This window comes from Pseudooceanicola sp., assembly GCF_041987405.1.
Lineage (GTDB): Bacteria > Pseudomonadota > Alphaproteobacteria > Rhodobacterales > Rhodobacteraceae > Pseudooceanicola.
Map to the genome: position 1 here is coordinate 428,077 of NZ_JBHIWR010000003.1, position 26,528 is coordinate 454,604.

Annotated in this window: 24 protein-coding genes and 1 tRNA gene; 11 read left to right on the plus strand and 14 right to left on the minus strand. The window is 63.8% G+C overall.

Annotated features, from left to right (window positions below; translation table 11 throughout):
- The first annotated feature begins 97 nt into the window (after nucleotides 1-97).
- Genes ACFC2Y_RS10100 through ACFC2Y_RS10110 form a run of 3 tightly spaced genes read left to right on the plus strand, consistent with a single transcriptional unit; the run spans nucleotide 98 to nucleotide 1,711 of the window.
- Nucleotides 98-619: a GNAT family N-acetyltransferase gene (locus tag ACFC2Y_RS10100; protein WP_375174614.1), complete on the plus strand. Its 522-nt coding sequence runs from the start codon at nucleotides 98-100 to the stop codon at nucleotides 617-619.
- Between the two features lie 8 nt (nucleotides 620-627).
- Complete coding sequence (locus tag ACFC2Y_RS10105; RefSeq protein WP_375174613.1) at nucleotides 628-1,296, plus strand: GNAT family N-acetyltransferase; 669 nt, start codon at nucleotides 628-630, stop codon at nucleotides 1,294-1,296.
- Nucleotides 1,297-1,315: 19 nt separating this feature from the next.
- Nucleotides 1,316-1,711 carry a hypothetical protein gene (locus ACFC2Y_RS10110; RefSeq protein WP_375174612.1) on the plus strand — a complete coding sequence of 132 codons (396 nt, stop codon included), beginning with the start codon at nucleotides 1,316-1,318 and terminating at the stop codon, nucleotides 1,709-1,711.
- Nucleotides 1,712-2,243: 532 nt separating this feature from the next.
- Here ACFC2Y_RS10110 and ACFC2Y_RS10115 read toward each other — a convergent pair.
- The 4 genes from ACFC2Y_RS10115 to gmd form a co-directional block, all read right to left on the minus strand.
- A tRNA-Ser gene (locus ACFC2Y_RS10115) sits at nucleotides 2,244-2,333 on the minus strand.
- Nucleotides 2,334-2,540: 207 nt separating this feature from the next.
- The gene (locus ACFC2Y_RS10120; protein ID WP_375174611.1) at nucleotides 2,541-4,793 is read right to left on the minus strand and encodes a molybdopterin-dependent oxidoreductase; all 2,253 of its coding nucleotides are present in this window, start codon (nucleotides 4,791-4,793) and stop codon (nucleotides 2,541-2,543) included.
- Nucleotides 4,794-4,886: 93 nt separating this feature from the next.
- Nucleotides 4,887-5,837, minus strand: a complete 951-nt coding sequence (locus ACFC2Y_RS10125) for a GDP-L-fucose synthase family protein (protein WP_375174610.1) — start codon at nucleotides 5,835-5,837, stop codon at nucleotides 4,887-4,889.
- Nucleotides 5,838-5,845: 8 nt separating this feature from the next.
- Nucleotides 5,846-6,967, minus strand: a complete 1,122-nt coding sequence (gene gmd / locus ACFC2Y_RS10130) for a GDP-mannose 4,6-dehydratase (RefSeq protein WP_375174609.1) — start codon at nucleotides 6,965-6,967, stop codon at nucleotides 5,846-5,848.
- Nucleotides 6,968-7,207: 240 nt separating this feature from the next.
- Between gmd and ACFC2Y_RS10135 the strand changes: the two genes are divergently transcribed.
- Nucleotides 7,208-7,936 carry a hypothetical protein gene (locus tag ACFC2Y_RS10135; protein WP_375174608.1) on the plus strand — a complete coding sequence of 243 codons (729 nt, stop codon included), beginning with the start codon at nucleotides 7,208-7,210 and terminating at the stop codon, nucleotides 7,934-7,936.
- A 27-nt stretch (nucleotides 7,937-7,963) separates the two neighbouring features.
- On the opposite strand, the gene ychF is transcribed toward ACFC2Y_RS10135, so the two are convergent.
- Together ychF and ACFC2Y_RS10145 are read right to left on the minus strand one after the other, a co-directional pair.
- The gene (gene ychF / locus ACFC2Y_RS10140) at nucleotides 7,964-9,061 is read right to left on the minus strand and encodes a redox-regulated ATPase YchF (RefSeq protein ID WP_375174607.1); all 1,098 of its coding nucleotides are present in this window, start codon (nucleotides 9,059-9,061) and stop codon (nucleotides 7,964-7,966) included.
- Nucleotides 9,062-9,131: 70 nt separating this feature from the next.
- Nucleotides 9,132-9,479 (minus strand): H-type lectin domain-containing protein, encoded by a 348-nt coding sequence (locus ACFC2Y_RS10145; RefSeq protein ID WP_375174606.1) that lies wholly within the window; start codon nucleotides 9,477-9,479, stop codon nucleotides 9,132-9,134.
- Nucleotides 9,480-9,765: 286 nt separating this feature from the next.
- On the opposite strand from ACFC2Y_RS10145, the gene ACFC2Y_RS10150 reads away from it, so the two are divergent.
- The 3 genes from ACFC2Y_RS10150 to ACFC2Y_RS10160 all read left to right on the plus strand — a co-directional run bounded on the left by ACFC2Y_RS10150 (nucleotide 9,766) and on the right by ACFC2Y_RS10160 (nucleotide 12,973).
- A complete protein-coding gene (locus tag ACFC2Y_RS10150; RefSeq protein WP_375174605.1) occupies nucleotides 9,766-10,869 on the plus strand; it encodes a C4-dicarboxylate TRAP transporter substrate-binding protein in 1,104 nt (367 codons plus the stop codon).
- Between the two features lie 92 nt (nucleotides 10,870-10,961).
- The gene (locus ACFC2Y_RS10155) at nucleotides 10,962-11,588 is read left to right on the plus strand and encodes a TRAP transporter small permease (protein ID WP_375174604.1); all 627 of its coding nucleotides are present in this window, start codon (nucleotides 10,962-10,964) and stop codon (nucleotides 11,586-11,588) included.
- Between the two features lie 71 nt (nucleotides 11,589-11,659).
- Nucleotides 11,660-12,973: a TRAP transporter large permease gene (locus tag ACFC2Y_RS10160; protein WP_375174603.1), complete on the plus strand. Its 1,314-nt coding sequence runs from the start codon at nucleotides 11,660-11,662 to the stop codon at nucleotides 12,971-12,973.
- 18 nt (nucleotides 12,974-12,991) lie between these two features.
- On the opposite strand, the gene ACFC2Y_RS10165 is transcribed toward ACFC2Y_RS10160, so the two are convergent.
- Nucleotides 12,992-13,336, minus strand: coding sequence for a winged helix-turn-helix transcriptional regulator (locus tag ACFC2Y_RS10165; protein ID WP_375174602.1), 345 nt, complete (start codon nucleotides 13,334-13,336; stop codon nucleotides 12,992-12,994).
- Nucleotides 13,337-13,429: 93 nt separating this feature from the next.
- On the opposite strand from ACFC2Y_RS10165, the gene ACFC2Y_RS10170 reads away from it, so the two are divergent.
- Nucleotides 13,430-13,756, plus strand: a complete 327-nt coding sequence (locus ACFC2Y_RS10170) for a nuclear transport factor 2 family protein (protein ID WP_375174601.1) — start codon at nucleotides 13,430-13,432, stop codon at nucleotides 13,754-13,756.
- Between the two features lie 134 nt (nucleotides 13,757-13,890).
- Here the strand turns inward: ACFC2Y_RS10170 and ACFC2Y_RS10175 are convergent, their stop codons facing one another.
- The 6 genes from ACFC2Y_RS10175 to ACFC2Y_RS10200 all read right to left on the minus strand — a co-directional run bounded on the left by ACFC2Y_RS10175 (nucleotide 13,891) and on the right by ACFC2Y_RS10200 (nucleotide 20,011).
- Nucleotides 13,891-14,310: a F0F1 ATP synthase subunit epsilon gene (locus tag ACFC2Y_RS10175; RefSeq protein WP_375174600.1), complete on the minus strand. Its 420-nt coding sequence runs from the start codon at nucleotides 14,308-14,310 to the stop codon at nucleotides 13,891-13,893.
- A gap of 11 nt (nucleotides 14,311-14,321) precedes the next feature.
- Nucleotides 14,322-15,746 carry a F0F1 ATP synthase subunit beta gene (gene atpD / locus ACFC2Y_RS10180; protein WP_375174599.1) on the minus strand — a complete coding sequence of 475 codons (1,425 nt, stop codon included), beginning with the start codon at nucleotides 15,744-15,746 and terminating at the stop codon, nucleotides 14,322-14,324.
- A gap of 19 nt (nucleotides 15,747-15,765) precedes the next feature.
- Complete coding sequence (locus tag ACFC2Y_RS10185; protein ID WP_375174598.1) at nucleotides 15,766-16,641, minus strand: F0F1 ATP synthase subunit gamma; 876 nt, start codon at nucleotides 16,639-16,641, stop codon at nucleotides 15,766-15,768.
- Between the two features lie 12 nt (nucleotides 16,642-16,653).
- Entirely contained in the window at nucleotides 16,654-18,192 is a 1,539-nt protein-coding gene (atpA, locus tag ACFC2Y_RS10190; protein ID WP_375174597.1) for a F0F1 ATP synthase subunit alpha, read from the minus strand.
- The gene (locus ACFC2Y_RS10195) at nucleotides 18,192-18,758 is read right to left on the minus strand and encodes a F0F1 ATP synthase subunit delta (protein ID WP_375174596.1); all 567 of its coding nucleotides are present in this window, start codon (nucleotides 18,756-18,758) and stop codon (nucleotides 18,192-18,194) included. The genes atpA and ACFC2Y_RS10195 overlap by 1 nt, the downstream gene beginning before the upstream one ends.
- 491 nt (nucleotides 18,759-19,249) lie before the next feature.
- A complete protein-coding gene (locus ACFC2Y_RS10200; protein ID WP_375174595.1) occupies nucleotides 19,250-20,011 on the minus strand; it encodes a class I SAM-dependent methyltransferase in 762 nt (253 codons plus the stop codon).
- Nucleotides 20,012-20,072: 61 nt separating this feature from the next.
- On the opposite strand from ACFC2Y_RS10200, the gene gloB reads away from it, so the two are divergent.
- From gloB to ACFC2Y_RS10215, 3 genes are all read left to right on the plus strand, one after another.
- On the plus strand, nucleotides 20,073-20,834 hold the full coding sequence (gene gloB / locus ACFC2Y_RS10205) for a hydroxyacylglutathione hydrolase (protein ID WP_375174594.1): 762 nt from the start codon (nucleotides 20,073-20,075) through the stop codon (nucleotides 20,832-20,834).
- 168 nt (nucleotides 20,835-21,002) lie between these two features.
- Nucleotides 21,003-23,336 (plus strand): ATP-dependent Clp protease ATP-binding subunit ClpA, encoded by a 2,334-nt coding sequence (gene clpA / locus ACFC2Y_RS10210; protein ID WP_375174593.1) that lies wholly within the window; start codon nucleotides 21,003-21,005, stop codon nucleotides 23,334-23,336.
- Nucleotides 23,336-24,319, plus strand: a complete 984-nt coding sequence (locus ACFC2Y_RS10215; protein WP_375174592.1) for a M23 family metallopeptidase — start codon at nucleotides 23,336-23,338, stop codon at nucleotides 24,317-24,319. Before clpA ends, ACFC2Y_RS10215 begins: the two co-directional genes overlap by 1 nt.
- Before the next feature lie 16 nt (nucleotides 24,320-24,335).
- Here the strand turns inward: ACFC2Y_RS10215 and ACFC2Y_RS10220 are convergent, their stop codons facing one another.
- Nucleotides 24,336-26,525 carry a peptidoglycan -binding protein gene (locus tag ACFC2Y_RS10220; RefSeq protein WP_375174591.1) on the minus strand — a complete coding sequence of 730 codons (2,190 nt, stop codon included), beginning with the start codon at nucleotides 26,523-26,525 and terminating at the stop codon, nucleotides 24,336-24,338.
- Nucleotides 26,526-26,528: the final 3 nt, after the last annotated feature.

A 26,528-nucleotide genomic window follows, 5' to 3' on the forward strand; every position in this document is an offset into this window, starting at 1 on the left:
GAAGCCCTGCGCTTTTCACATGCCGCGGCGTCAAAACGCGCGGCATGATCCAAGTGGCGGGTTTTCCGCCGCTCCACGCATTATTAAGGCAACCGCGATGACATCCGGACTGACGCTACGACTCTACGAAAGCTCCGACGCAGAAGCCCTCTCTGCGATTTGTCGCAAGGCCGTGATTCACCTCGGGCCGCACGCCTACCGGCCCGATCAGGTCGCAGCGTGGTTATCCCTCGCACCGGACGCCGCGACGTTGCACCAGATCTACAGCGATGGTCGGCACGCCATGGTCGCCGCCGACGTAGCGAGTGGGCCGATCGCATTCGCGGATCTGACCGACACCGGCCACATTCGGTTTCTCTATGTGGACCCCGATCACGCCGGTCGTGGCATCGGCGCAGCCCTTGTGAAAGAGCTGCTGGAACACGCTCGGGATGCGGGGATTTGCAGCGTATGGTCCGACGCCAGCGAACTGGCCCGCCGGGTGTTCGAGCGAGCCGATTTTGCCTGCGTCTCCCGGCAAGAGCACGAGATCGCAGGCACCTGGATCCACAATTTCTTGATGCGCAAATGCGTATTGGGCGCCGATGCCTCGGGACGGCGTTCGCAGAGACAGGATTAGTCAGGCCAATGGAATTGCATTTCGAATTCGACATCCGGCGTGCCGAACAGAAGGACGCCGCAGAAATCGCGGGCCTTTTCCTCATCTCGTCGGACGGCTTGGCGACCTATATCTGGCGCAAGCTGGCCACAGATGACACATCGCTCGCAGCGGTCGGTGCCGCACGCTATGCCCGCACAGACACCGCCTTTTCCTATCAGAACTGCCTGCTCGCGACGCAGGGCGGTCAAATCGTCGGCATGGCCCACGCCTTCGAGATGCCGGAAGCGGGCGGCGAGGATCCGGAAACCGATCCGGTGCTCGCCCCCTACGCGTCGCTGGAGGATCCGGGCTCGCTCTACATTTCCGGGCTCGCGGTGCATGCCCCGTTCCGCTCTCGCGGGATCGGAGCCGCGCTTCTCGACTGCGTCGAGGCCGTAGCCTTCACCCGCGCCATACCACGCATGTCGCTCATCTGCTTCGAGCAGAACACACGTGCTATCGACTTCTATCTTCGCCACGGATTTCGCGTCGCGGACCGGCGGCCCATCGTTCCGCACCCGGACCTGCACTACGCCGGGGGTGACGCATTTCTCCTGATCCGCACTGTTGGCGACGCGCGCGCCGACGCCGTGCCGGTCCTTCGTCGCGCCGTTGCCGCCCCTCAAGGCGGGAACGCACCCTCCCAAGCCCAATAATGAACAAGGACATAACCAGATGACCTCCAGAACACTCCAGATCTGTCTTGCCGCGATCTTCCTTTTCTTGGGCGCCTGGTGCCTTCTCGCCCCGGGCATGGTGGTGCGCGTCACCTTCCGCCCTGAACTCGCGACAGCGACCGAACAGGCGCGCTTCCTGATGGGCTGCTTCGGCGCGCAGGCAGTCCTTTGCGGCACGATCATCGCCACCTCCCGCTTCACCCCCACGACTTTCCTGATCTTCGGGCTGGTGGGTTCGGTCCCTTTCTTCGCCTTCAACATCTGGTTCTGGCTGATCGAGCCGGTCCTCAACACCTGGATGCTCCTGGACCTAGCCGGAAACATCGGGATCTTCGCGACCGGGCTCTGGGGATGGCGACTGGCGAGGCGGGAACATCTGGCCGCACCTGCCTGAACGAAATCCGCCTGAACGATCCCGGCATCGACCAAATCCTGAAGGACCGCCACCCATGCCAAGCACCGAATTTACAGCGAAAGTGCAGACGGTTTCGTTTACACTACTGTTGCGGGCTCACCGAACCCGAAACTCAATGGGTCTTAGAATGCTAGAGGGTAATAGCATTTTTTTTCGTACTCTATCTGGAACAATCGACGAGATCATCGAACGCTCTGACCGAAGTTTGTTCAACAGAGTACATACTCGAACTCGAGCTCACAGCCATCGCCATTGACCGGCTGCGTCACCAACTTGCTGTCGGCGAAACGTTCATCTTCATGGCGAAACCTGACAAGCGCGCGAAGCCCGGTTCTCGTGCAAGGGAATATCTCAAATCCATTGCGAACCAACTCACGACATAGCCACGCCGGTGATGGACCTGTCATTTGGCCGTCGCAACAGATCGCGATCAATCACTTTTTGCATTGATCGGAAGGATGGTGGATAGAGCCCGAGACGCTTCAGAAGCCGAAGAGAAATTAAGGCGTGATGGCGGAGACGAAGGGATTCGAACCCTCGAGACGGTTTCCCGCCTACTCCCTTAGCAGGGGAGCGCCTTCGACCACTCGGCCACGTCTCCGCCGACGGGTATAGCCGCGCAAACCTTCGGAATACAAGGCGAAATTGCCTTTGGCTCCTCGATACGGGGCAAGTACCTCAACCCCATGAAAAGGCGCCGGAAATATGCGTCGCTTGTCCACATCGCGGGTCAGACCCGATATCCGAACGCCTGGGGATCGGCGGAATCCTCTCCCGCGTAGGACGGATCCGTGGGTGCCATGGCACATCAAGGCTCCTGCCGGGCGACCTGGACCAGAGCGGAATGGGCGCTGCTCCCCTGCCCCAGGCGCGAGGTGCCCACGTCCTGCGTCAGGACATTGGGATTGCCGTCGGGGTCGATATTGCTGCCCGGGTCGCCATACCAGGCCCCCGTCGGCAGGGCGACGACCCCCGGCCGGATCGCATCGGACAGAACCGCCCGCGCACGGCAGGCGCCGCGGCGGTTGAACACGCGCACCAGATCGCCCGGTTCGAGGCCTCGTGCGTCGGCATCATCGGGATGGATCACCAGCTGCACCGGACGTGCGCCGGGAACGTCGGCCAGGGCGCTTTCCAGCTGGCTGTGCAGCTTGTCGCCGGGCTGAGGTGAAACGAGATGCAAGGGTGTCTCCTCCGTCGCGCGACCCAGCCATTCAGTGGGAGGCAGCCAGACGGGATGGCCCGGGCAATCGTCATATCCGAAGCCATCGATCCGGTTGGAAAAGATCTCGATCCGGCCCGAGGGCGTGCCGAGCGGCGCGGCCTGGGGATCGTCGCGGAAGGGCGCCAGAAAGGTCCGGTTCGGCCCCGGCGAGCGGATCGGCAGGCGTACCCAGTTCCGTGCCTTCAACCCCTCGAAATCGGGCACCTCGATCTCCTGGGCCGCGGCTTGTTCTACATAGTCCTGATAGAGGTGAGGCAACCACTCCGCCGCACTCATCCCGCCGGTATAGGCCGCACCCGCACCCAGACGCTCCGCCAGCCCGGCGAAGATGGTGAAATCATCGCGCGCCTCGCCGACGGGCGGGATCAGTTGCGGCATGTGGAAGAGGTAATCGTCGAGGGGCGTCCGCCCGATGTCTTCGCGCTCATAGGGGGTGGTCGCCGGAAAGACGATATCCGCCCGCTTGGCGGTCGCTGTCCACCAGGGTTCGTTGACGATGATCGTCTCCGGCGCCTGCCAGGCCTCGTGCAGGGCGTTGAGATCCTGATGATGGTGGAAGGGGTTGCCCCCGGCCCAGTAGACCAGCCGGATATCCGGGTAAGGCTCACGCCGCCCGTTGAAATCGTATAGTTGCCCGGGGTTGCGCAGCATATCCGCCACCCGCGCCACGGGGATGACACGCGACACCGGGTTCTGCCCCTGGTCCAGCGTGACACCGCGCAGCCCGATCAGCGACTTGCCGACACCCCCGATCGCCCCGTAGCCGTAACCGACGCCGCCCCCGGGCAGACCGATCTGGCCCAGCATCGCCGCCAGGACCGCCGACATCCAGTAGGGCTGTTCGCCATGTTCGGCCCGTTGCAGGGACCAGGCCACGGTGATCAGCGTCCGCGTCCCCGCCATGCGGCGGGCCAGATCGCGGATCGCCCCGGCCTCCACCCCGCAGATCGGGGCCGCCCATTCCGGGGATTTCGGCTGCCCGTCGCTTTCCCCCATCAGATAGGGGCGGAAACGATCGAACCCGACCGTGCAGCGCGCCAGAAAGTCGTGATCGGCCAGCCCCTCGGCCTCCAGCACATGGGCTAGCGCCAGCATCAGGGCCGTGTCCGACCCAGGGCGCACCGACAGCCATTCGCACCCCTCGGGTGCATCCGTGCGCTGCGGGCCGATATTGACTAGGCGCATGCCCTTCTCGGCAAACCTGTCGAACCAGCCCGCGGTCTCATGTTCGGTGATTCCGCCCATGCTGACCTGCGAATTCTTGGGATTGATCCCCCCGAACATCACCAGCGTTTCGGTGTGGTCGTGGATCACCTCCCAGCCGTCCTGATGCTCGTAGAGCTGCTGCAGGAAATTCACCCCGAAGACATGCGGCATGATCGACTGTGCGCAGCCGGTCGAATAGCTGCCGAAGGAGGCGACATAGCCGCCGATGCTGTTCAGGAACCGATGCACCTGGCTCTGCGCATGATGAAAGCGCCCGGCCGAGCCCCAGCCGTAGGAGCCACCGTAGATCGCCTCGTTGCCATGGCGGGCCTTGACCCGCGCGATCTCTTCCGCCGCGATGTCCAGCGCCTCGTCCCAGGGCAGCGCGACATAATCATCACTTCCGCGCCCGTCCCGCCTGCGGCTGTCCAGCCAGCCCCGGCGGATCGACGGGCGCGCCACGCGGCTGCTGTGATGCACCGCCTCCGGTAGGATCGAAGGGATCGCCGGGGGATCGGGATCTTCGGAAAACGGCCGGGTCGCGACGATGCGCCCGCCTTCGACGTCGACCTCGAACGCGCCCCAATGGCTGGTCGTGACCTTGGTCACTCTCCCGGATCCATCCGCCATGGCATGCCCTCCCCGCCCATCTGTCGCGACGGGGCCGATCCTAGGGGATATCCGAAGCGCTGAGAAGGGAGGCCCCGACCCGGCCCCACCAGGTCACGCGGCCCGATCGCGGTGCTGCAGGAACCAGTCGTAGGTCCGCCGCAGCCCCTCCTCCAGGGGGACGGAGGCCTCCCAGCCCAGCCGATCCAGTCGTGAGCTGTCCAGCAGCATCCGCGACGGCCCGTCCGGCTTGGTCGTGTCCAGTGTCAGCTTGCCTGAAAACCCGACGACCCGCGCCACAGCGCGCGACAGATCGCGGATGGAGATGTCGCGCCCCGACCCGATGTTGAGCTGCCCCAGCTCCGCCTCGATCGCCCCCTCAAAGGTCTTTCGAGGCAGATCCGCGACAAACATCACCGCCTCGGCAAGATCCTCGACATATAGGAAATCGCGCAGCGGCTTGCCCGTCCCCCAGACCGAAAGCTGTGTGTCGCCGCGTGCCACGGCGGCATGACAGCGCTGGATGAGGGCCGGGATGACATGGCCGGTATCGGGATCAAAGTCATCTTCGGGCCCGTAGAGGTTCGTCGGCGTGACACAACGATAGTCGCGGTTATGTTCACGGCGATAGGCGTCGCACAGGGCAATCCCGGCCAGCTTGGCCATGGCCACCGGCTGGTTCGTGGCATCCAGCCTGCCCGTCATCAGCATGGCTTCCTTCAGCGGCTGTCCCGCAGCCTTTGGATAGATCTCCGACGACCCGATATAGAGCAGACGCTCCACCCCTGCCCCGTGGGCCTGGTGGATGATGTTCGCCGCGATCATCAGGTTGTCGTAGAGAAACTCCGACGGATGCGCCGCCCGGTCCGCTATGCCCCCGCGCCGTCCGGCCGCGACAATCACCATGTCGGGTCTCTGCGCGCGCATGAATTGTCGCACGGCCAGCTGGTTGGTCAGATCCAGTTCCGCATGCGTCCGCACCAGAACCTCGTCACCGCGCGCCCGCAGGCGCCGCAGGATCGCACCACCTGCCATCCCGCTATGCCCCGCCAGGAATACACGCATATCCGACCTCAGTTCTCCATCGACACTGGGCCATCCAGCCCGTGTTCCTTCAACAGCGCATGGCGCCGGGCAGAAACGATATCCGCCGCCACCATTTCCGCGCACATCTCCCGCGCCGTGATCTCCGGCACCCAGCCCAGTTTCTGCTTGGCTTTCGAGGGATCGCCCAAAAGGGTCTCCACCTCCGCCGGGCGGAAATAGCGCGGGTCGATCCGCATCACCACGTCACCGACATTGAGCGCCGGGGCCTTGTCCCCGTCGATCGCCGCGACGCGCGCGACCTCGTCCACACCGCTGCCGGAAAACTCCAGCGTCAGGCCCAGTTCCTCGGCCGTCCAGGCGATGAATTCCCGCACGGAAAACTGCACACCGGTCGCGATGACGAAATCGTCCGGCTCCTCCTGCTGCAGCATCATCCACTGCATGCGGACATAGTCCTTGGCATGGCCCCAGTCGCGCAGCGCGTCGATGTTGCCCATGTGCAAACAGGTCTCCAGCCCCTGGGCGATATTGGCCAGCCCCCGGGTGATCTTGCGGGTCACGAATGTCTCGCCCCGCCGCGGGCTCTCGTGGTTGAAGAGGATGCCGTTGCAGGCGTACATCCCGTAGGCCTCGCGGTAGTTCACCGTGATCCAGTAGGCGTACATCTTGGCCACCGCATAGGGCGACCGGGGGTGGAAAGGGGTCGTTTCCTTCTGCGGAACTTCCTGGACCAGCCCGTATAGCTCCGACGTCGAGGCCTGATAGAAGCGCGTCTTCTTCTCCAGCCCGAGGAACCGGATGCCTTCCAGCAGGCGGAGTGCCCCCATGGCATCCACATCCGCCGTATATTCCGGGCTTTCGAAACTGACCGCGACGTGGGACTGCGCACCCAGATTGTAGACCTCGTCCGGTTCGATATCCCGCAGCAGCCTGGTCAGGTTGGAACTGTCTGTCAGATCGCCGTAATGCAGCCTCAGGCGCGGGTTGGGCTCATGCGGGTCCTGAAAGATATGGTCGATTCGGTCGGTGTTGAACAGCGAGGCGCGCCGCTTGATCCCGTGGACCTCATAGCCCTTTTCCAGCAGGAACTCCGCCAGATAGGACCCGTCCTGTCCCGTGATCCCGGTGATCAGCGCCCGTTTGGTCATGCAGAGGTCCTTCTTTCCGTCCGTTCCTGACACCTACAATCCGGATCGCGTGTTGGGAAGCGGCAAGGCGCCACCGCCATGTCCCTGCCAGATTTTGCGCGATGAAGCGCCAGCGACACACTGCGGACTGAAACAATAGGCCGCAGCCCCGACCTTTGCGCTTTTTCGTCGAACAGGGTTTTCACACCGCATCTAGCGGGTCACAATAGGGCAACAACAAAGAAAAGGGGCGATACGGGCATGATCATCGCGGAATCCATCGGCTTTGCAGCCACCCACAGCATCACTGAAATCCTTGGCAACGTCCCGGAGGTGGAGGTCAGCCACGGCAGTCAGCATTTTGAGCGCAAGTCCCCCCTTGGCAAGGGATCGCAGAGCATTGATGAATTCCTGTCCAGCATGGAAGCCGCCCAGGACGCCGGGCGCAGCCCGGTGGCGGTTCACACGCTCTTCCCGCCGCAGGACATGAAACCGGCCTGCGATGCCGCGGGCGTCGATTACTGGCTGCTCGTCCGTGATCCGGTCGCCCAGATCGAAAGTTGCTACGCCTGGATCGCACGCAGCACGCTCGAAGGCAATTCCAGCCATTTCCTGCAGGTTCTCAAGGTCGCGCTGAACCCGTTGAGCGCGATGCAGACAGAGGCCAGCCTGCCGAATGCCCTCTACTACTACGCCGTTAATCACGTGCTCAGCTTCAACTTCCTCGCCATCGGCCTCGGCGCGCCGACCCGCAAGATGGAGGAACTGCTCTCCGACGAAGCCGCCTTCCGCGAGGCCTTCGCGATTGATCTGGATGTGACGCTGCCGCATTTCGCCGGAGAGGCCGTTCACCGCGCCTCGCACCGGTCACACAAGGAGGTCGAGGCCCTGGCCGCGCCGGAACGCGAGAAGATCCTCGACCGCTATTCCCTGTCCTTTGGCGGACGGTCGTACCGGCTAGCCGACATGCAGATGTTGCTGGGCTACTGACCCAGCCCCCGGGCCCGCCGCCGGGGATCAGGCGTTGAACAGGAAGTGCAGGACGTCGCCGTCCTTCACCACATATCCCTTACCCTCGGCGCGCAGCTTGCCCGCATCCCGCGCGCCCGCCTCGCCGCTGCAGGCGATATAGTCGTCATAGGCGACGGTCTCGGCCCGGATGAAGCCCTTTTCGAAATCCCCGTGGATCACGCCGGCCGCCTGCGGCGCGGCGGTGCCCTGACGGATGGTCCAGGCCCGGGCCTCTTTCGGGCCGACAGTGAAATAGGTCTCCAGATGAAGCAGGTCGTAGCCCGCGCGGATCAGGCGATCCAGGCCCGGCTCTTCCAGCCCCATCTCGCCCAGGAACATCTCCGCCTCCTCGGCGTCGAGTTGCGAGATCTCTTCCTCGATCCGGGCGGAGATGATGACATGGGCGTTCCCCTGCGCGGCGGCCATTTCGGCCACCGCCGCCGAATGGGCATTGCCTTCGGCAGCTTCGTCCTCGGCCACGTTGCAAACAAAGAGCACCGGTTTGGTGGTCAGCAACTGCAGCATCTTCCAGGCGCGCGCATCCTCGGCATCCACTTCGACCACGCGGGCGGGTTTGCCGTCTTCCAACGCCGCCTGGGCCGCGGCCAGCAGACGGTCCTGCTGCGCGGCCTCCTTGTCATTGCCCTTGAGCTTGCGGACGAGGTTCGCGCGCCGCTTCTCGATCGACTCCAGATCGGCCAGCATCAGCTCGGTCTCGATGGTCTCGGCATCCGCCACCGGATCGACACGGCCCTCCACATGGGTCACGTCGCCATCCTCGAAACAGCGCAGCACATGCGCGATGGCATCGACCTCGCGGATATTGGCCAGGAACTGATTGCCCAGCCCCTCGCCCTTCGACGCCCCTTTCACCAGGCCCGCAATATCGACAAAGGTCATGCGAGTGGGAATGATATCCTTGGACTTGGCAATCGCGGCCAGCTTGTCCAGCCGCGCATCCGGCACGGCGACCTCACCGACGTTCGGTTCGATGGTGCAGAACGGGAAATTGGCGGCCTGCGCTGCCGCGGTCCGGGTCAGCGCATTGAACAGCGTGGATTTGCCCACGTTCGGCAAGCCCACGATCCCCATCTTGAAACCCATCTGATCCCCCGTCCGAAGTTGTTCGGCGCCTCATACGCCGCAGGGCGGGAGGGTGCAAGCGATGGCGGGATCAGACGTCCCAGTCGTCGGGGTCTTTCACCTCGCCGATGGCCATCCAGCCGATCCTGGCACGGGCCACACGGGTATCACCCCAGGTGCGAAAGACGATGTCGAACCCATCGTCGTCGATGCATTCGGCCTTCACATCCGCCCGGACATTGGCCGTGCTGTCCATGTCCCACAAGGATAGGGAGCAGTGAACCACCGGGCGCTTGCGGAAGGCCTCGGAAAACGTGACCCGCTTGCGCCGCTCGCGGTCGCCTTCGCCGGTCCACATCTGTCCGCCGTGCTGGAAATCGGAGAACACGACGGATTCCCCCTGTTCCACACCGATCGAGTTGTTGCCAAGCTTTTGCATGTCCGCTGATCCAACTGTTCCGGCCCTCAGTCTCCGGGTGGATTCCGGCGACAATGGGCTCAAGAAAAAGGAAATATCCGGGCAACGATGCCAATGTAGTGCGCCCCCGGCTCGCAACCTGACCGGAGGGGTACAACGGGCCGGGTCAAAAAATGGTATGACCACAGCGCCGAAATACTTGCTTACCGGCCGGTCAATTAATAGTCTTCCGAAACAAGAACCGGGCCAACCCGGTCGAATCCACCGCACGAGGAGGGTGCGGTTCAACGTCTAGGGAGGACATTCTATGACCACACGCATTGCGTCTGCCGCGGCCATTGCCGCCGGCATCGCCCTCGCCGCCACCAGCGTCGGCGCACGGGAACTCACTTACGGCAACTACACCTCGCCCACGCACACGACCTATGTGAACGGCGCGCTTCCGGCGATGGAACGCATCACCGAACAGACCAATGGCGAGATCACCTTCGAGACCTTCACCGGTGGCGCCATGGGCGGCCCCAAGGAGCTTCTGGGCAACGCCAGCAACAACATCCTCGACATCGTTTCGGTCGTCGACATCTACGTGAAGGCGGCGCTGCCCGTCTCGGCCATGCTGTCCGGCATGATCGTCGTCGGCGAGGACCCCAAGGTCATGGCCGCCGCGATGAACGAGATGCAGCTTCTGCGCTGCCCCGAATGCAAGGAAGAGCGTGACAGGAACAACGTGGTCGGCCTCAGCTGGTCCGCCACAGCATCCTATCACGTGATCTGCAAGGATCCGATCAGCGGCCTGGCTGACCTTCAGGGCACCAAGATCCGCGCGACCTCTTCGGTCGGCCGCGGCATGCAGGACATCGGCGCGGCCCCCGTGTCGATCACCACGGCCGAGATGTACGAGGCCATGCAGCGCGGCCAGATCGACTGTGCCGCCGGCTCGACAGCCTGGCTCAAGACCTACAACCTCAAGGACTTTGCGAAGATGGCCTGGTCCAATTCGCTTGGCTCCTACTTCGGCACCATGAACTTCACCATGAACAAGGACGTCTGGGAAGAGGACCTCACCGACGAGCAGCGCCAGGTGTTCCATGACAACATGGCCGAAGCGGTGGCGGACGTCATGTGGGCTTACGTGGCCGATGGTGAGGAAGGCATGCAGTGGCTGCGCGACAACGGCGGAACCGTGGTCGAAGCTGACGATGCCTTCAAGGAAGCCTGGGCCAAGGTTCAGGCCGGGACCGTCGCCGAGACGATCGAGGCCGGCAAGGAAGGCGGCATCGAGAACGCCGAGGAGATCGTCAACACCTTCATGGGTCTCGTCGACAAATGGACCAAGATCGTCGAGGAGGTTGGCGACGACAAGGACGCATACAGGCAGAAATTGCAGGAAGAGATCTTTTCCAAGATCTGATCCGGCACGGGGTCGCGCACTCCCGTTCGCGGCCCCGAACTGATCTCCGGCTCTGCCGGAACCCCGTCCATTCTGCCTGAAGGAATCCCGATATGCATGCGATCGAAGCTGTCGCAAGCCGTGTCTCCGGCTTTGTGGCCCTGATCGGAGGCATTGTCATTGTCCTGATGATGTCGCTGGTCTCACTCGATGTGGCGATGAAGTACATCTTCCACAAACCCATCACCGGCACGCTGGAGATAACGTCCGCCTATTTCATGGTAGCCCTCGTCTGGCTTCCCCTCGGGGCCGTGACCCGCGACCACGAACACCTGGAAGTGGAACTTTTCACACAGCACCTCGCCCCGCGGAAGCTGGCCGGGTTCAAGCTGTTCGGCTGTGTCATCGGGGCCGTCTATGCCGCGATCATGAGCTTCAACGGATTCGAGGAAGCCATCCACCAAACCCATATCGGCGAGGTCTGGGAAACCGCCACTTTCGACATCCCGGTCTTTGGTGCGCGCTGGTTCATGCCGATCGGCACCTTCCTGGCGGCGCTCTATCTGGTGATCTACGCGCTCGACAACCTCTCCTTCATCGTCCGTGGAACCCGGATCGTGCCGGACCGCAGCCTGCATTCCTCGGTCGAGGCCGCCATGGCGGATGCCGAGAAAGCCACGGCGACAATGGGCGAGGACGGCAACATCGGCGTCGGACGCGGAGGTGGATCGGCCGACTGACGCCGATCCCAACAACATGACAATCCGGGCCCGTCTTGGCGGAAATCCCGGTGGAACAGGGAACCTGAAAGATGGACTCACTCACTATCGGATTTTCGGGCATTGGCGCGATCCTTGTGCTGCTTGCGGCCCGTGTCCCCATTGCCTTTGCCCTGGGGTCGGTTTCCCTGGTCGGCATCATCCTGGTGCGAAACGAACGCGCGGCCTTTGCCATGGTGGGGTCGCTCCCGCATGAATTCTCTTCAAGCTGGGAGCTGTCGGCGATTCCGATGTTCCTGCTAATGGGGGCCATCGCCTACAAGACCGGCCTGACCTCCTCGCTCTATGCCGCCGCGCGGGTCTGGCTGAACGGGTTGCCCGGCGGTCTGGCCGTGGCGACGAACTTCACCGCAGCGGGCTTCGCCGCCGCCTCCGGCTCCTCGGTCGCGACCTCCGCCGCCGTTGGCCGCCTGGCGATCCCCGAGATGCTGCGCTACGGCTACGACAAATCGCTCGCCACCGGCACCGTTGCGGCCTCCGGCACGCTTGGCGCGCTGATCCCGCCCTCCATCGCTTTCGTCATCTACGGATTCTTTACCGAGCAGTCGGTCGGGCGCCTGCTGATCGCCGGGCTTATCCCCGGTCTGATTACTGCAGGCGCCTATACGATCATGATCGTCGGTCGCTGCGCCATCTGGCCGAAGCTGGCCCCGAGGGTCACGATAGAGGTCACCTGGGCAGACCGCATCCGCGTGCTGAAGGAGATCTGGCCGCTGCCGCTGCTCATCCTCGGCGTCGTCGGGTCGATCTACGCCGGTGTAGCGACGCCGACCGAGGCCGGGGCCCTCGGCGCCCTCTTCGCCCTTGTCATCGGGGTGGCCCAGGGGCGGGCCGACTGGGACGTTTTGAAAAGCTCGGTGATGGATGCCCTGCGCACGACTTCCTCTCTCTTCTTCCTGGCCATCGGCGCCGTGCTGCTGACACGCTTCCTCGCCATGGCGGGCGTGCCCAGCTACATCGCCAGCATCGTGGCCAGCTACAACCTCGGCGAGGTACAGCTCGTCATTGCGCTGGCGATCATCTACCTGATCCTGGGTATGTTCCTCGACCCGATCGGGATCATGCTGCTGACGCTTCCGGTGTTCCTGCCGGCCTTCGACGCGCTGGATGTGAACCTGATCTGGATCGGTGTGATCGTGGTCAAGATGATCGAAATCGGGCTGCTCACCCCGCCAGTGGGGCTGAACGTCTACATCGTGAAGAACGTCGTCGGGGACACCGTTCCGCTGTCGACGATCTTCAAGGGGGTCGGCTGGTTCCTGGTTTGCGAGTTCTTCATCATGTGGGCCCTGATATACAACCAGAACCTGTCGCTCTGGTTACCCAGCCTGATGATGGACGGCTGAAGACCGGCCCGGCCGGTCTCACTCCGGCCGGGCCGCAGCCCAGGACAACAGCGCATCAAGGGCCGGGCATAATGCCTGGCCCCAGTCCGTCAGGCTATAGACCACGCGGGGCGGGACTTCCGGATAGACCTTGCGCCGCACGATACCGTCGCTTTCCATCTGGCGCAGCTGCTGGATCAGCATTTTCTGGGACACCTCGGGAATGGACCGTTCGAGTTCCGAAAACCGCATGGACTGGCCGCCGAAGAGGTGAAACAGGATCACCAGCTTCCAGCGCCCTTCGATCATCTTCAGGGCCTGTTCGACCCCTTCGGTCGCGCTTTCGCGGGTGTGACTGGTCGGGGTATCGGCGGCATGGGCCATGACTTACCTCCAGGTGAGTACCCTACTTTTTCGTCTGTACTTGCCTGATCTGCAGCGGCAGCACAAGTATCCACGAGACATAGGAGACGCCCCATGACCAGTGAGACCCACGACACCCTGCCACTGCCGGTGGTCCGGTACCTTGCCGCAAGAACCCCGTCCGAAATTGCCGAAACCTTCACGCCGGACGGCGTCGCCACCGATGAACGCCGCACTCATCGCGGCCGGGTCGCGATCCAAAATTGGCGGGAAGAGGCAGACCGCGTCAGCTATCGCCAGGACATCCTCACCGCCAGCCACGAGGGAAACAGGGCCTCGTTGACTTGCCGACTGACCGGCGATTTCCCGGGAAGCCCCGTCAACCTCACCTACCGTTTCGAAATCGCCGACGGGCTGGTTTCACGGCTTGAGATTTCCTGATCGCATCCGGTGACCAGACGAGCTGCGGTACCGGTTTCCAGTGGTCGGGAAGCACTTCCGCCGGAGGCCTTCAGCAAAGTCAGAAACGAAAAAGGCCCCGGAAACCAGGGCCTTTTCAATCTGTTGAGGAAGGATCAGAGGTTCGCCTGGTTCGTGTCCAGACCGATGTGACCGCCCACGGCGACCATGTCGGCCAGCAGCTTTGCCGCGCTGTCGGCCGCATCGCCGGACGCATTCGCATGCGCCTCTTTCGCTTCCTTGACCCAGTCGTTCATGATCTCCTGGGTCATCTCCTTCTGGTGCAGCGCCCGCTCGGCCAGGACCGTGACGCCTTCGGCGGAAATCTCCGCGAAGCCGCCGGTGACGACGTAATCGTCCTCACCATCCGGGCCCGACACGTGCAGCACGCCGGGACGCAAGGTGGTGATCAGCGGGGCATGACCTGCCATCGCCGTCAGGTCACCGTCAGCGCCCGGGATCTGCACTTGGCTCGCCGTGCCGGAGGCAAGGCTCCGTTCCGGTGAGACAAGGCTGAAGTTGAGGGTATCTGCCATCTGTCAGACCCTTACGCCGCTTCCGCGGCCAGACGCTCGGCCTTGGCTTTCACTTCCTCGATGCCGCCAACCATGTAGAAGGCCGCTTCGGGCAGGTGGTCGTATTCGCCGGCCACAACTGCCTTGAAGGAGGCGATGGTGTCTTCCAGCGGAACCTGGACACCGTCGGAGCCGGTGAAGACCTTCGCAACGTCGAACGGCTGGCTGAGGAAACGCTGGATCTTCCGGGCACGGGCCACGGTCAGCTTGTCCTCTTCCGACAGTTCGTCCATCCCGAGGATCGCGATGATGTCCTGCAACGACTTGTAGCGCTGGAGGATACCCTGCACATCACGGGCAACGTTGTAATGCTCCTCGCCGATCACCTGCGGGTCCATCAGACGCGAGGTGGAGTCGAGCGGGTCCACGGCCGGGTAGATGCCCAGCTCGGAGATTGCACGGTTGAGAACCGTGGTCGCATCGAGGTGGGCAAAGGTCGTGGCAGGCGCCGGGTCGGTAAGGTCGTCCGCGGGAACGTAGACGGCCTGGATCGAGGTGATCGAGCCGTTCTTCGTGGAGGTAATCCGTTCCTGCATCGCACCCATGTCCGTGGCCAGCGTCGGCTGGTACCCCACGGCCGAAGGGATACGGCCCAGAAGCGCGGACATTTCCGACCCTGCCTGAGTAAAGCGGAAGATGTTGTCGACGAAGAACAGAACGTCGGTCCCGGTTGCGTCGCGGAACTGTTCCGCCAGCGTCAGACCGGTCAGGGCAACACGTGCACGCGCTCCCGGCGGCTCGTTCATCTGGCCGAAGACCAGCGCGATCTTGGAGTCGGGCAGATTGTCCGGGGTCAGAACGCCGGATTCGATCATCTCGTGGTAGAGGTCGTTGCCCTCACGGGTCCGCTCACCCACACCGGCGAACACGGAGAGACCCGAGTGCACCTTAGCGATGTTGTTGATCAGTTCCTGGATCAGAACCGTCTTGCCCACGCCGGCACCGCCGAAGAGGCCGATCTTACCACCCTTCGAGTAGGGGGCGAGAAGGTCGATCACCTTGATGCCGGTCACCAGCACCTCGGCCTCGGTCGCCTGGTCGGCAAAATCCGGGGCGGGGGCGTGGATCGGGCGATATTCGTCCGCTTCGACCGGGCCTTTTTCGTCCACCGGCTCGCCGATGACGTTCAGGATGCGGCCGAGGGTGGCCGTGCCGACCGGCACCTGAATCGCGTCGCCGGTGTCGGTCACTTCCTGGCCGCGGACAAGACCTTCGGTCGCGTCCATTGCGATGGTGCGCACGGTGTTTTCACCAAGGTGCTGCGCCACTTCCAGAACCAGCTTGTTGCCGTTGTTGTCGGTGGTCAGTGCGTTGAGGATCTCCGGCAGGTGATCGTCGAACTGCACGTCCACAACGGCGCCGATGACCTGGGTCACTTTGCCTTTTGCGTTTGCCATGTATTCGTCTCCGGTTCCGTTAAAGCGCTTCCGCGCCCGAGATAATTTCGATCAGTTCGTTGGTGATGACGGCCTGACGCGAGCGGTTGAACTCGATCGTCAGCTTGTCGATCATTTCGCCCGCGTTGCGCGTTGCGTTGTCCATCGCCGACATCCGTGCACCCTGTTCGGATGCGCCATTTTCAAGCAGTGCCGCGAAGATCTGGGTCGCCACGCCGCGGGGCAGCAGGTCTTCCAGGATGGTCTCTTCGTCGGGCTCGTAATCGTAGAGCGTGCCTTCACCGGCATCTTCCGAAGCTTCGAACGAAGCCGGGATGATCTGCTGCGCGGTCGGCTTCTGGCTCACGACGTTTTCGAACTCCGAGAAGAAGATCGTCGCGACGTCAAACTCGCCCTCGTCGAACCGGCCCAGAAGATCCTTCGCGATGTCCTGCGCATTGGCATAGCCGATCCGCTTCACTTCGCTCAGGTCCACGTGGCCGACAAAGAGGTTGGCATAGTCACGCTTCAGCTGTTCCCGGCCCTTCTTGCCGACAGTCAGGATTTTCACCGTCTTGCCTGCGGCCTTGAGGTTCACGGTTTTCTGTTTCGCCAGCTTCACGATGTTGGAGTTGAAGCCGCCGCAGAGACCGCGTTCCGCCGTCATCACCACCAGCAGGTGCACATCGTCCTTGCCCGTGCCGCGCAGCAGCAGGGGGGCGGAGTCAGACCCACCAACCGAAGCCGCAAGCTGACCCAGAACGGCGTTGAACCGTTCTGCGTAGGGGCGTGCGTTTTCAGCTGCTTCCTGTGCCCGCCGCAGTTTCGCGGCGGCCACCATCTGCATGGCCTTGGTGATCTTGCGGGTCGATTTGATCGACTCGATCCTGATCTTTAGGTCCTTCAGAGAAGGCATAAGCTCTCTCCCTTAGGCGAAGTCTTTGGCGAATTCGTCGATTGCGGCCTTCAGTTTGTCGGCTGCGTCGCCTTTGATCTTCGGGTCCTCGTTGGTGATCCAGTCGAGGATGTCCTTTTTGGAGGTCCGCATGAACTTCAGCAGGTCAGCTTCGAACCGGGCAACATCGCCAAGCGGCAGCTGGTCGAGATACCCGTTGGTGCCCGCGAAGATCACGGTCACGATCTCGGCGTTGGTCAGCGGCGAATACTGCGGCTGCTTCATCAGCTCGGTCAGACGCGCACCACGGGCCAGCAGACGCTGCGTGGAGGCATCGAGGTCGGACCCGAACTGGGCAAACGCCGCCATCTCGCGATACTGGGCGAGCGACAGTTTCACCGGACCGGCGACCGAGGACATGGCCGAGGTCTGAGCGGACGAACCAACACGGGACACCGACAGACCGGTGTTCACGGCCGGGCGGATACCCTGGTAGAAAAGTTCGGTCTCAAGGAAGATCTGACCGTCGGTGATGGAGATCACGTTGGTCGGAATGAACGCCGACACGTCGCCACCCTGGGTTTCGATGACCGGCAGCGCCGTCAGCGACCCGGCACCGAATTCGGGGTTCAGCTTTGCAGACCGCTCCAGCAGGCGCGAGTGGAGGTAGAAAACGTCGCCCGGGTAGGCTTCACGGCCCGGCGGGCGGCGCAGCAGCAGGGACATCTGACGGTACGCAACGGCCTGCTTGGACAGGTCATCGTAGATGATGAGGGCGTGCTTGCCATTGTCGCGGAAGTATTCGGCCATCGCAGTCGCGGCGTAGGGCGCCAGGAATTGCATCGGCGCCGGGTCGGACGCGGTGGCGGCCACGACGATCGAATATTCGATCGCACCGGTCTCTTCCAGTTTCTTCACCAGCTGCGCCACGGTGGAGCGCTTCTGGCCGACAGCCACATAAACGCAGTAGAGCTTCTTGCTCTCGTCGTCGCCCGCGGCGTCGTTGTAGGACTTCTGGTTCAGGATCGCGTCGAGAGCCACAGCCGTTTTACCGGTCTGACGGTCGCCAATGATCAGCTCACGCTGGCCACGGCCGATCGGGATCATGGAGTCGACAGCCTTGAGGCCGGTCGCCATCGGCTCGTGCACCGATTTCCGGGGAATGATGCCCGGGGCCTTCACGTCCGCGATGCGGCGCTCGGAGGCTTCGATCGGGCCCTTGCCGTCCAGCGGGTTGCCCAGACCGTCGACAACGCGGCCCAGCAGCGCCTCACCGGCGGGAACGTCCACGATGGAGTTCGTGCGCTTGACGGTGTCGCCTTCCTTGATGTCGCGGTCGGAGCCGAAGATCACGATACCGACGTTGTCGGCTTCGAGGTTCAGCGCCATGCCCCGGATACCACCGGGGAATGCGACCATCTCACCGGCCTGGACACTGTCCAGACCATAGACGCGGGCAATCCCGTCGCCGACGGAGAGCACACGGCCCACTTCTGCAACTTCGGCTTCCGTGCCGAAGTTCGAAATCTGATCCTTGAGGATCGCAGAGATTTCGGCTGCTTGGATTCCCATTATCCGACCTCTTTCATGACATTCTGAAGGGATGCGAGCTTCGCTTTGACCGACGTATCGATCATTTTGGAGCCCACTTTGACGACGAGACCGCCGATGAGGCTTTCATCGACGGACGAGTTGAGTTTGACATCCTTGCCGACCTGCGCCGACAGAACCTTGGACAGTTTGGTTTCCTGGGTCTTGGTCAGGGCCTTCGCGCTGACGACCTCGGCGGTCACCTCGCCCTTGTGGTCCGCGATCAGCGCCTGAAGCTGCGAGACGAGCTGCGGCAGAACGAACAGGCGGCGCTTCTCGGCCATCAGGCCCAGCGTGTTCTTGAGGACAGTGGGCAGGCCCATCTTGTCCGCGAGGGCGGCAACCGCCTTGCCCTGTGCGTCGCGCGAGTAGACCGGCGACGCGATCACGTCACGCAGGTCTTCGCTGTCTTCAAGGGCAGTGCCCAGGTCCGCGACGCCGGTCTCGAGAGATGCGAGGTCGTTGCTGTCACGGGCTATTTCGAAAATCGCGGTGGCATAGCGCTGCGCGATGCCGGAGGAGATCGAAGCTGGTTCGGACACGTCCACCCTTCCGATGTTCTTGGCCCCGTTCGATGCGAGTGTTGCACAGGCAGGGGGCGTTAGGCCTCGGCCTTGGCCAAAGCGGTAAAATCGGCGTGGGTTTAGCAGAGGCATCCCCCCCTATCAACCCGCTTGCTAGGGCTTCTGATTACCCCTTTTTTGCAAGGCGTTCGACGCTCTGCGCACCCTCACTCGCGCCAACAACCCGGAGCGAACCTGCAAGCCGCGCCCAAGCCTGTTTGCGATTCCCCAACCTTTTTGTGTCGCGCAGGGTGCGAGAGCCGACCGGAGCCGACGCGACATTTGCCGCTAACAGCGTGCGGACCGTCCCACGGCCTGCGTCATTTTGCGCATCGCGAATGCACATTTTTTCGATGCCGAGCATTTTCGAGGCAGTTCCCGCCCGCCCCCACTGCCCGAGCCAATTTGGGAGATTCTGCCCTCTCCGAAGGCGCAACACAGTCGCATCGCCGGTCTTCACGCCGAGCCTCTGACCCTCAGACCTTCCGCGCCGGTTCCGCGGTCGGTTTCGGCGAGGTCAGCCCCTCCAGCACCTTGAGACCGGCGGGTTTCTTGTCGCGCACGCCCGGTCCGCTTGGCATATGCACGCGCTTGGAGGCCTCCACGATCAGCACGCCGCCTGACAGGATCATCCCGAACCGCCCGCCCAGCTTTTCCCAGAACGGACCGGTCTTGCGCCAGAACCGCCGGGTCGAGGGCGGCTGGAACAGCGTCTGCACATGGCGTTCGGGCATGAAGGAATGCCGACGCAATTGCGCCTCAAGCTGACCCAGGCTGTAAGGACGGCCGAACCCGAACGGTGTCCTGTCGGACCGGGACCACAGCCCCGACCGGTGCGGCACGATGAAGACCGCCCGCCCGCCAGGGCCAAGCACGCGAAAGCATTCCTCCAGCAGGTCGGAGGGCCGTTCCGATGTCTCCAGCCCATGCATCACGATCAGCTTGTCCACATGCCCGGTTTCCAGCGGCCAGGCGGTTTCCTCGCACAGGACCGAGATATTGGGCATGTTCTGCGGCCAGGGCATGACCCCCTGCGGCCCGGGCATCAGCCCGATCACCCGCCGCGCATCCGCCAGATAGGGCCGCAGCAGGGGCACCGCAAAGCCGAAGCCCGCCACGGTCTGCCCCTTCGCTTCGGGCCACAGGCGCAGCAGTTCCGCCCGGACGCGCGCCTGGGCCGCCCGACCCAGGGTCGACCGGTAATAGAAATTGCGCAGATCCTGAACGTCCTGGTGCATTGCACTTGGCCCCCGTCTGGGTTTCCATGGGGGCAAGATAACAACGAGGAGGCATTTTGCCATGACTTTGGAGATCGTCACCGTCCCCTGCCGGGCAGACAACTACGCCTACCTCGTCAAAGGGCCCGACGGCACCTGCATCATCGACGCCCCTGACGCCGCCCCGATCATCGCCACCGCCGACCGCCTGGGCTGGACCCCCGGGGTGCTGATGATCACCCACCATCACGGCGACCACACCGAAGGCACCGCCGCGCTGCGCGACCGCTACGGGCTGAAGGTCATGGGCCCCAAGGCGGAGGAGGACAAGCTTCCCCCGCTCGACATGGCGCTGACCGAGGGCATGAACGGCGGCAATGGCGAGGCCTACACCGTCCCGCTCGACGTGCCCGGCCATACCCTGGGCCATATGGCCTTTCATTTCCCCAATGCCGCCGCGATCTTCACCGCCGACAGCCTCATGGCCTGGGGCTGCGGCCGGGTCTTTGAGGGCACGATGGAAATGATGCACGCCACGATGCAGAAACTCGCCGCCCTGCCGCCGGAGACGATGATCTACTCGGGCCATGAATACACGCTAGGCAACATGAAATTCGCGCTGTCGCTGGAGCCGGACAACCCCGCATTGCTGAAACGGGCCGAGAAAGTGAAGGCGCAGCGCGAGCGGGGCGAGGCCACGGTGCCCGTCTCCCTGGCCGAGGAATTGGAAACAAACCCTTTCCTGCGCTGCAACACGGCAGAGCTGCAAAAGGCCGTCGGCATGGAAGGCGCAAGCCCGGAAGCCGTCTTTGCAGAGGTCCGGGGCCGCAAGGACCGGTTCTGAAACGCCACAATCTCGGGCCCAATCAGTGTCAAGTCGATAAATGTGATCGGTCTTTTCAAGAAAACCCTTGAAGACCGGCCATAATCGACCAAACTTTAAGACTATGAGGCCATGGTTGACGCCGGGGCCTGACCCCGCGCTCCAACCCAAATCAAAAGGAGCATGCGAGTGCCCTCATTCTCGAATACGCTCGAACAGGCAATCCACGCTGCCCTGGCCCTGGCCAATGCGCGGCGCCATGAATTCGCAACGCTGGAGCATCTGCTTCTGGCCCTAATCGACGAACCTGATGCCGCCCGCGTGATGCAGGCCTGCTCGGTCGATATCGAAGACCTCCGCAAGACTTTGCTGGAGTTTGTTGAGGACGACCTGTCCAATCTCGTAACGGATGTGGACGGCTCCGAGGCCGTGCCGACCGCCGCCTTCCAGCGCGTGATCCAGCGCGCCGCGATCCACGTCCAGTCCTCCGGCCGGACTGAGGTGACGGGCGCCAATGTCCTGGTCGCCATCTTCGCCGAACGCGAAAGCAACGCCGCCTACTTCCTGCAGGAGCAGGACATGACGCGCTATGACGCGGTGAACTTCATCGCCCACGGCGTGGCCAAGGACCCGGCCTTTGGCGAAAGCCGACCGGTGACCGGCTCCGACAATCCCGAAGATGCGGCAGAAGAGGCTGCAAGCACCGCCCCCGAAGGGGACGGCAAGGAAAGCGCCCTGGCCAAGTACTGTGTCGACCTGAACGCGAAATCCCGCGTCGGCGATGTCGATCCGCTGATCGGCCGCGCACACGAGGTCGAGCGCTGCATCCAGGTGCTGTGCCGCCGCCGGAAGAACAACCCGCTGCTCGTCGGTGATCCCGGCGTCGGCAAGACGGCGATTGCCGAAGGCCTGGCGCGCAAGATCGTTTCGGGCGAAACCCCGGCGGTTCTGGCCAACACCACGATCTATTCGCTCGACATGGGCGCGCTGCTGGCGGGCACCCGCTATCGCGGCGATTTCGAGGAACGGCTGAAGGCTGTCGTGACCGAGCTTGAGGATCACGAAGATGCGGTCCTGTTCATCGACGAGATCCACACGGTGATCGGCGCCGGGGCGACCTCCGGCGGTGCCATGGACGCCTCCAACCTCCTGAAGCCCGCGCTTCAGGGCGGCAAGCTGCGCTGCATGGGCTCCACCACTTACAAGGAGTTCCGCCAGCACTTCGAAAAGGACCGCGCGCTCAGCCGCCGGTTCCAGAAGATCGACGTGAACGAACCCTCCGTGGATGATACGGTGAAGATCCTCCAGGGCCTCAAGCCCTATTTCGAGGAACACCACAACATCCGCTACACCGCCGACGCGATCAAGACGGCGGTGGAGCTTTCCGCGCGCTACATCAACGACCGCAAGCTGCCCGACAAGGCCATCGACGTGATCGACGAGGCAGGCGCAGCCCAGCACCTGGTCGCGGAAAGCAAGCGCCGCAAGACCATCGGCACCAAGGAGATCGAGGCCGTCGTCGCCAAGATCGCCCGCATCCCCCCGAAGAACGTCACCAAGGACGATGCGGAGGTGCTCAAGGATCTGGAACGCACCCTCAAGCGCGTTGTCTTCGGTCAGGACATGGCGATCGAAAGCCTGTCCTCGGCAATCAAGCTGGCCCGTGCCGGCCTGCGCGAACCGGAAAAGCCGATCGGCAACTATCTCTTCGCCGGTCCGACCGGTGTCGGGAAAACCGAGGTCGCCAAGCAACTGGCCGACAGCCTCGGCGTGGAGCTGCTGCGCTTCGACATGTCCGAGTATATGGAGAAACACGCGGTCTCCCGCCTCATCGGCGCGCCTCCGGGCTATGTCGGCTTCGATCAGGGCGGTCTTCTGACCGACGGCGTCGACCAGCACCCGCATTGCGTGCTCCTGCTGGACGAGATCGAGAAGGCGCACCCGGACGTCTACAACATCCTGTTGCAGGTAATGGATAACGGCCAGCTGACCGACCATAACGGCCGGACGGTGAACTTCCGCAACGTGGTCCTGATCATGACCTCCAACGCGGGCGCGTCGGAACAGGCCAAGGCCGCCATCGGTTTCGGCCGCGACCGCCGCGAGGGCGAGGATACCGCCGCGATCGAGCGGACCTTCACCCCGGAATTCCGCAACCGTCTGGATGCGGTCATCTCCTTCGCGCCGCTCGGCAAGGACGTCATCCTGCAGGTCGTCGAAAAGTTCGTGCTGCAACTCGAAGCGCAGCTGATGGATCGCAACGTGACCATCGAACTGACCCGCCCGGCCGCGGAATGGCTCGCCGACAAGGGCTACGACGACAAGATGGGCGCACGCCCCCTGGGCCGCGTGATCCAGGAGAACATCAAGAAGCCGCTGGCGGAGGAACTGCTGTTTGGCAAACTCTCCAAGGGCGGGCTGGTCAAGGTTGGCGTCAAGGACGGCAAGATCGATCTGCGGATCGAAGGGCCGGATACCCCGCGCCTGTCCAGCAAGAAGCCACCGCTTCTGACCGCGGACTGATGACGAAACAGATCAACAGGGCGGGGCTGGTCCCCGCCCTTTTGCTGTCAGCACTTCCCCTGCCCAGTCAGGCAGAGCCAAGCCTCGCCCTGCCGATCGACTGCATCCCGGGCGAGACCTGCTATATCCAGAACTACATGGACCGCGATCCCGGGCCAGGCGCACGGGATTACACCTGCGCCGGGCTCAGCTACGACGGCCACAAGGGCACGGATTTTGCCCTACCCTCCCTCACTGCGATGATCGACGGCGTCGAGGTCCGCGCCGCCGCCGCCGGGACAGTGCGCGGCGTTCGCGACGGCATGATCGACCGCTTCTATACACCTGCCGAGGACGAAAGGATCGACGGTCGCGACTGCGGCAATGGGGTGGTTCTGGATCACGGGGATGGCTGGGAAAGCCAGTATTGCCATATGCGCCAGGGCTCGCTGCGCGTCTCCTCGGGACAAAGGGTCGAGGCAGGCACCCCGCTTGGTCTTGTCGGCCTCTCCGGCCGCAGCCAGTTCCCGCATCTCCACATCTCTCTCCGCCACAAGGGGCAGCCGGTCGATCCGTTCACGCCCCGGGCAGACGCCACCACCTGCGGCACCGGGGATGGGGCCACGCTCTGGGCCGATGTCCTGCCCTATCAGCCGGGCGCCGTCCTCTCCGCCGGGTTCGCGACCGAGGTGCCGGAATATGATGCGGTCAAGGCCGGTACGGCCGCGGCTCTGGAGATACCGCGCGACGCCCCCGCTCTGATCCTCTGGGGCTTTGCCTTCGGCGGGCAGACCGGGGACAGGATGACACTGATCGTGGACGGGCCCGAAGGCCGGGTCTTCGACGCCGACCCGGTGCTGGAGAAGGATCAGGCGATGTTCTTCCGTGCCGGGGGCAAGCGGTTGCGCACGCCACTGACGGCGGGGCTGTATTCCGGCACGGTGCTGCTGACCCGGGACGGCAGGGAAATCTCCCGCAAGACAGTTGAAATCGACATCCGATAGCGCCCCTCGGCAGGCGTTACCGTTCGGTGAATTTCAACTCGATCCGCCGGTTCGCCGCCCGCGCCTCCGGCGTATCGCCGGTTGCGATAGGCTGGTACTGACCGAACCCGTTCGCCGCCAGACGACCAGGCGGGAAGCCCAGGAAATCCGTCATGTAGCGCACGACCGACAGGGCGCGGCCCTGGCTCAGCTCCCAATTGTCGCGGAACTCCCCCTGACCGGACAGCGGCACGTCATCCGTATGCCCGTCCACCCGCAGCACCCAGTCGATCTCGTCCGGGATCTCGTCCGCCAGGGTGCGCAGCGTGGCCGCAATCGACGCGATCTGCGCCCGGCCCGCGTCCGACAGATCGGCAGACCCGGGATCGAAGAGCACTTCGGAGGAGAAGACGAAGCGGTCACCGACGATCTGCACCCCCTGCTGCCCGGCGAAGACATCGCGCAGCTGGCCAAAGAACTCCGACTTGTACTTCTGCAGCTGCTCGGCTTCGGCCTCCAACCGCTTGCGCTCCGCTTCCTCCAGTTGACGCCGCCGCCGTTCCTCTGCCGCCTTCTGCGCCAGCGCCTGGTTCAGATCGGAGCCAAGGGTCTGAATCTGCACCTGGTTCACCGCATCGCGGGCCTTGTAGTCGTCCAGCAGGGCCTGAAGTCGGGTCAACTGTGTCCGCATCTGCGCAATCTGCTGGTTCAGCAGCGCAGTCTGACGCTGCGCCGCTGCCGACACCGCCTGTTCATCTTCTAACTGACGGTTTGCCTGGCTCAGAAGCGCCGCGCGTTGCTCTGCCTCTGACAGGCTGTCCTCCAGGGAGCGCTCCGCCTCCAGCTTGGCCGCCAGCGCCGCCGCAAGGCGCCGTTTCAGTTCATCGCGGTCCACAGCCTCCGCATCACGGGTGGAAAGGGCCGCCTCCAGCCGCTCACGCAGCGAGGCGCTTTCCTGCTCCGCCGCCTCCCGCTCCGCCGCGCGCTCCTCGGCGGCGCGCGCCATCCGGGCTTCCAGCGCCGCGATCCGCTGCTCCAGCCCGCTGATCGCCGCCGCATCCGCTTCAGCTTTGCTGCGGCTTTCCTCCAGTTGCGCCTGCAGGGTCGCCTTGTCGGCGCGCAGATCCTCGGCCTCGGCCTCCACGCCCCGCGCTGCGGTCAGGCGCTCCTGCAGCGTCAGACGGTCGGATTCAGCCTCGGCCAAGGAGGCTTCCAATACCGTCACCCGCGCCAAAGCCGCCTCCAGATCCCCCGCCCGGCTGTCCAGATCTCCTTCCAGCTGCGCCACCTGTTCCCGCAGGAAAGCCTCGACGGAGGAGGCCTCTTCGGTCCGCGCCAGCGCCGCTGCCAGACGCAGGTCCAGATCTTCCTCGGCCTTCTCGGCCGCCGCCAACAGGGTCAGCGTTTCTTCGGCCTTCCGGCGCTGCTCCTCCAGCGCCAAGGTCATCGCGGTCAGCTCTGCATCCGCCGATTTCAGCTTCTCGCGCAGGGCTTCCGCCGCTGCCGCCTCCGCCAGCCGGGCCTGCTCTTCCTCGCTCAGCGAGGTTTCCAGCTCGGCCACCCGGTCACTTAGCAACCCGCGCTCCGCCGCGCCCTCCTCGGCCTGACGTTCCAGATCGGCGATCATCGCCTCCAGCGCCTCACGCCGCGCAGCTGCCAGACGGGCCTCTTCAACTCCGGCGTCGATCTCTTCCCGCGCCTGCGACAGGGCCAGTTGCAAGGCATCGCGATCCGACACCAGGGTATCCCGCTCCGCCGTCATCGCTTCCAGATCAGCCCGGGTCTCGGTCTGCTGCGCGAGCAGGGCGGTGACCTGTGCCTCGAAATCGGTGATCCGGGCCTGCGCCGCCTGCAGGGCTTCGTCCTGCTCTGCCCGCGCGATCGTCAGCGTGTCGATCAAAGACGCCTGCGCCGCGATTTCCGCCTGCGCGGCGTCGATGTCCGCCCGTGCCGCCTCTAGCGACCGGTTGCGTTCGCCCAATTCCTCATCCAGCCGGTCCGCCCGGTCCTGCGCCAGACCGAGCGCGCGGGACAGTTGCGACATCTCCACCGTCAGCTGGTCCAGCTCGGTCTCCTGGCCAGAGATGGTTTCACGCAGGATGAACTGCACCACCATGAAGATGGTCAGCACGAAGGTCAGCACCATCAGCAGGCCGGTGACCGCGTCCACATAGCCCGGCCAGATCGAGCCTTCGAACCGATTGCCCTTGCGCCGGGAGAGGGGCATGGA

What these genes read in the sequence shown, in the direction of transcription:
- ACFC2Y_RS10100 (WP_375174614.1), top strand. Translation starts at nt 98, where the DNA reads ATGACATCCGGACTGACGCTACGACTCTACGAAAGCTCCGACGCAGAA.
- ACFC2Y_RS10105 (WP_375174613.1), top strand. Translation starts at nt 628, where the DNA reads ATGGAATTGCATTTCGAATTCGACATCCGGCGTGCCGAACAGAAGGAC.
- ACFC2Y_RS10110 (WP_375174612.1), top strand. Translation starts at nt 1,316, where the DNA reads ATGACCTCCAGAACACTCCAGATCTGTCTTGCCGCGATCTTCCTTTTC.
- ACFC2Y_RS10120 (WP_375174611.1), bottom strand. Translation starts at nt 4,793, where the DNA reads ATGGCGGATGGATCCGGGAGAGTGACCAAGGTCACGACCAGCCATTGG.
- ACFC2Y_RS10125 (WP_375174610.1), bottom strand. Translation starts at nt 5,837, where the DNA reads ATGCGTGTATTCCTGGCGGGGCATAGCGGGATGGCAGGTGGTGCGATC.
- gmd (WP_375174609.1), bottom strand. Translation starts at nt 6,967, where the DNA reads ATGACCAAACGGGCGCTGATCACCGGGATCACGGGACAGGACGGGTCC.
- ACFC2Y_RS10135 (WP_375174608.1), top strand. Translation starts at nt 7,208, where the DNA reads ATGATCATCGCGGAATCCATCGGCTTTGCAGCCACCCACAGCATCACT.
- ychF (WP_375174607.1), bottom strand. Translation starts at nt 9,061, where the DNA reads ATGGGTTTCAAGATGGGGATCGTGGGCTTGCCGAACGTGGGCAAATCC.
- ACFC2Y_RS10145 (WP_375174606.1), bottom strand. Translation starts at nt 9,479, where the DNA reads ATGCAAAAGCTTGGCAACAACTCGATCGGTGTGGAACAGGGGGAATCC.
- ACFC2Y_RS10150 (WP_375174605.1), top strand. Translation starts at nt 9,766, where the DNA reads ATGACCACACGCATTGCGTCTGCCGCGGCCATTGCCGCCGGCATCGCC.
- ACFC2Y_RS10155 (WP_375174604.1), top strand. Translation starts at nt 10,962, where the DNA reads ATGCATGCGATCGAAGCTGTCGCAAGCCGTGTCTCCGGCTTTGTGGCC.
- ACFC2Y_RS10160 (WP_375174603.1), top strand. Translation starts at nt 11,660, where the DNA reads ATGGACTCACTCACTATCGGATTTTCGGGCATTGGCGCGATCCTTGTG.
- ACFC2Y_RS10165 (WP_375174602.1), bottom strand. Translation starts at nt 13,336, where the DNA reads ATGGCCCATGCCGCCGATACCCCGACCAGTCACACCCGCGAAAGCGCG.
- ACFC2Y_RS10170 (WP_375174601.1), top strand. Translation starts at nt 13,430, where the DNA reads ATGACCAGTGAGACCCACGACACCCTGCCACTGCCGGTGGTCCGGTAC.
- ACFC2Y_RS10175 (WP_375174600.1), bottom strand. Translation starts at nt 14,310, where the DNA reads ATGGCAGATACCCTCAACTTCAGCCTTGTCTCACCGGAACGGAGCCTT.
- atpD (WP_375174599.1), bottom strand. Translation starts at nt 15,746, where the DNA reads ATGGCAAACGCAAAAGGCAAAGTGACCCAGGTCATCGGCGCCGTTGTG.
- ACFC2Y_RS10185 (WP_375174598.1), bottom strand. Translation starts at nt 16,641, where the DNA reads ATGCCTTCTCTGAAGGACCTAAAGATCAGGATCGAGTCGATCAAATCG.
- atpA (WP_375174597.1), bottom strand. Translation starts at nt 18,192, where the DNA reads ATGGGAATCCAAGCAGCCGAAATCTCTGCGATCCTCAAGGATCAGATT.
- ACFC2Y_RS10200 (WP_375174595.1), bottom strand. Translation starts at nt 20,011, where the DNA reads ATGCACCAGGACGTTCAGGATCTGCGCAATTTCTATTACCGGTCGACC.
- gloB (WP_375174594.1), top strand. Translation starts at nt 20,073, where the DNA reads ATGACTTTGGAGATCGTCACCGTCCCCTGCCGGGCAGACAACTACGCC.
- ACFC2Y_RS10215 (WP_375174592.1), top strand. Translation starts at nt 23,336, where the DNA reads ATGACGAAACAGATCAACAGGGCGGGGCTGGTCCCCGCCCTTTTGCTG.
- ACFC2Y_RS10220 (WP_375174591.1), bottom strand. Translation starts at nt 26,525, where the DNA reads ATGCCCCTCTCCCGGCGCAAGGGCAATCGGTTCGAAGGCTCGATCTGG.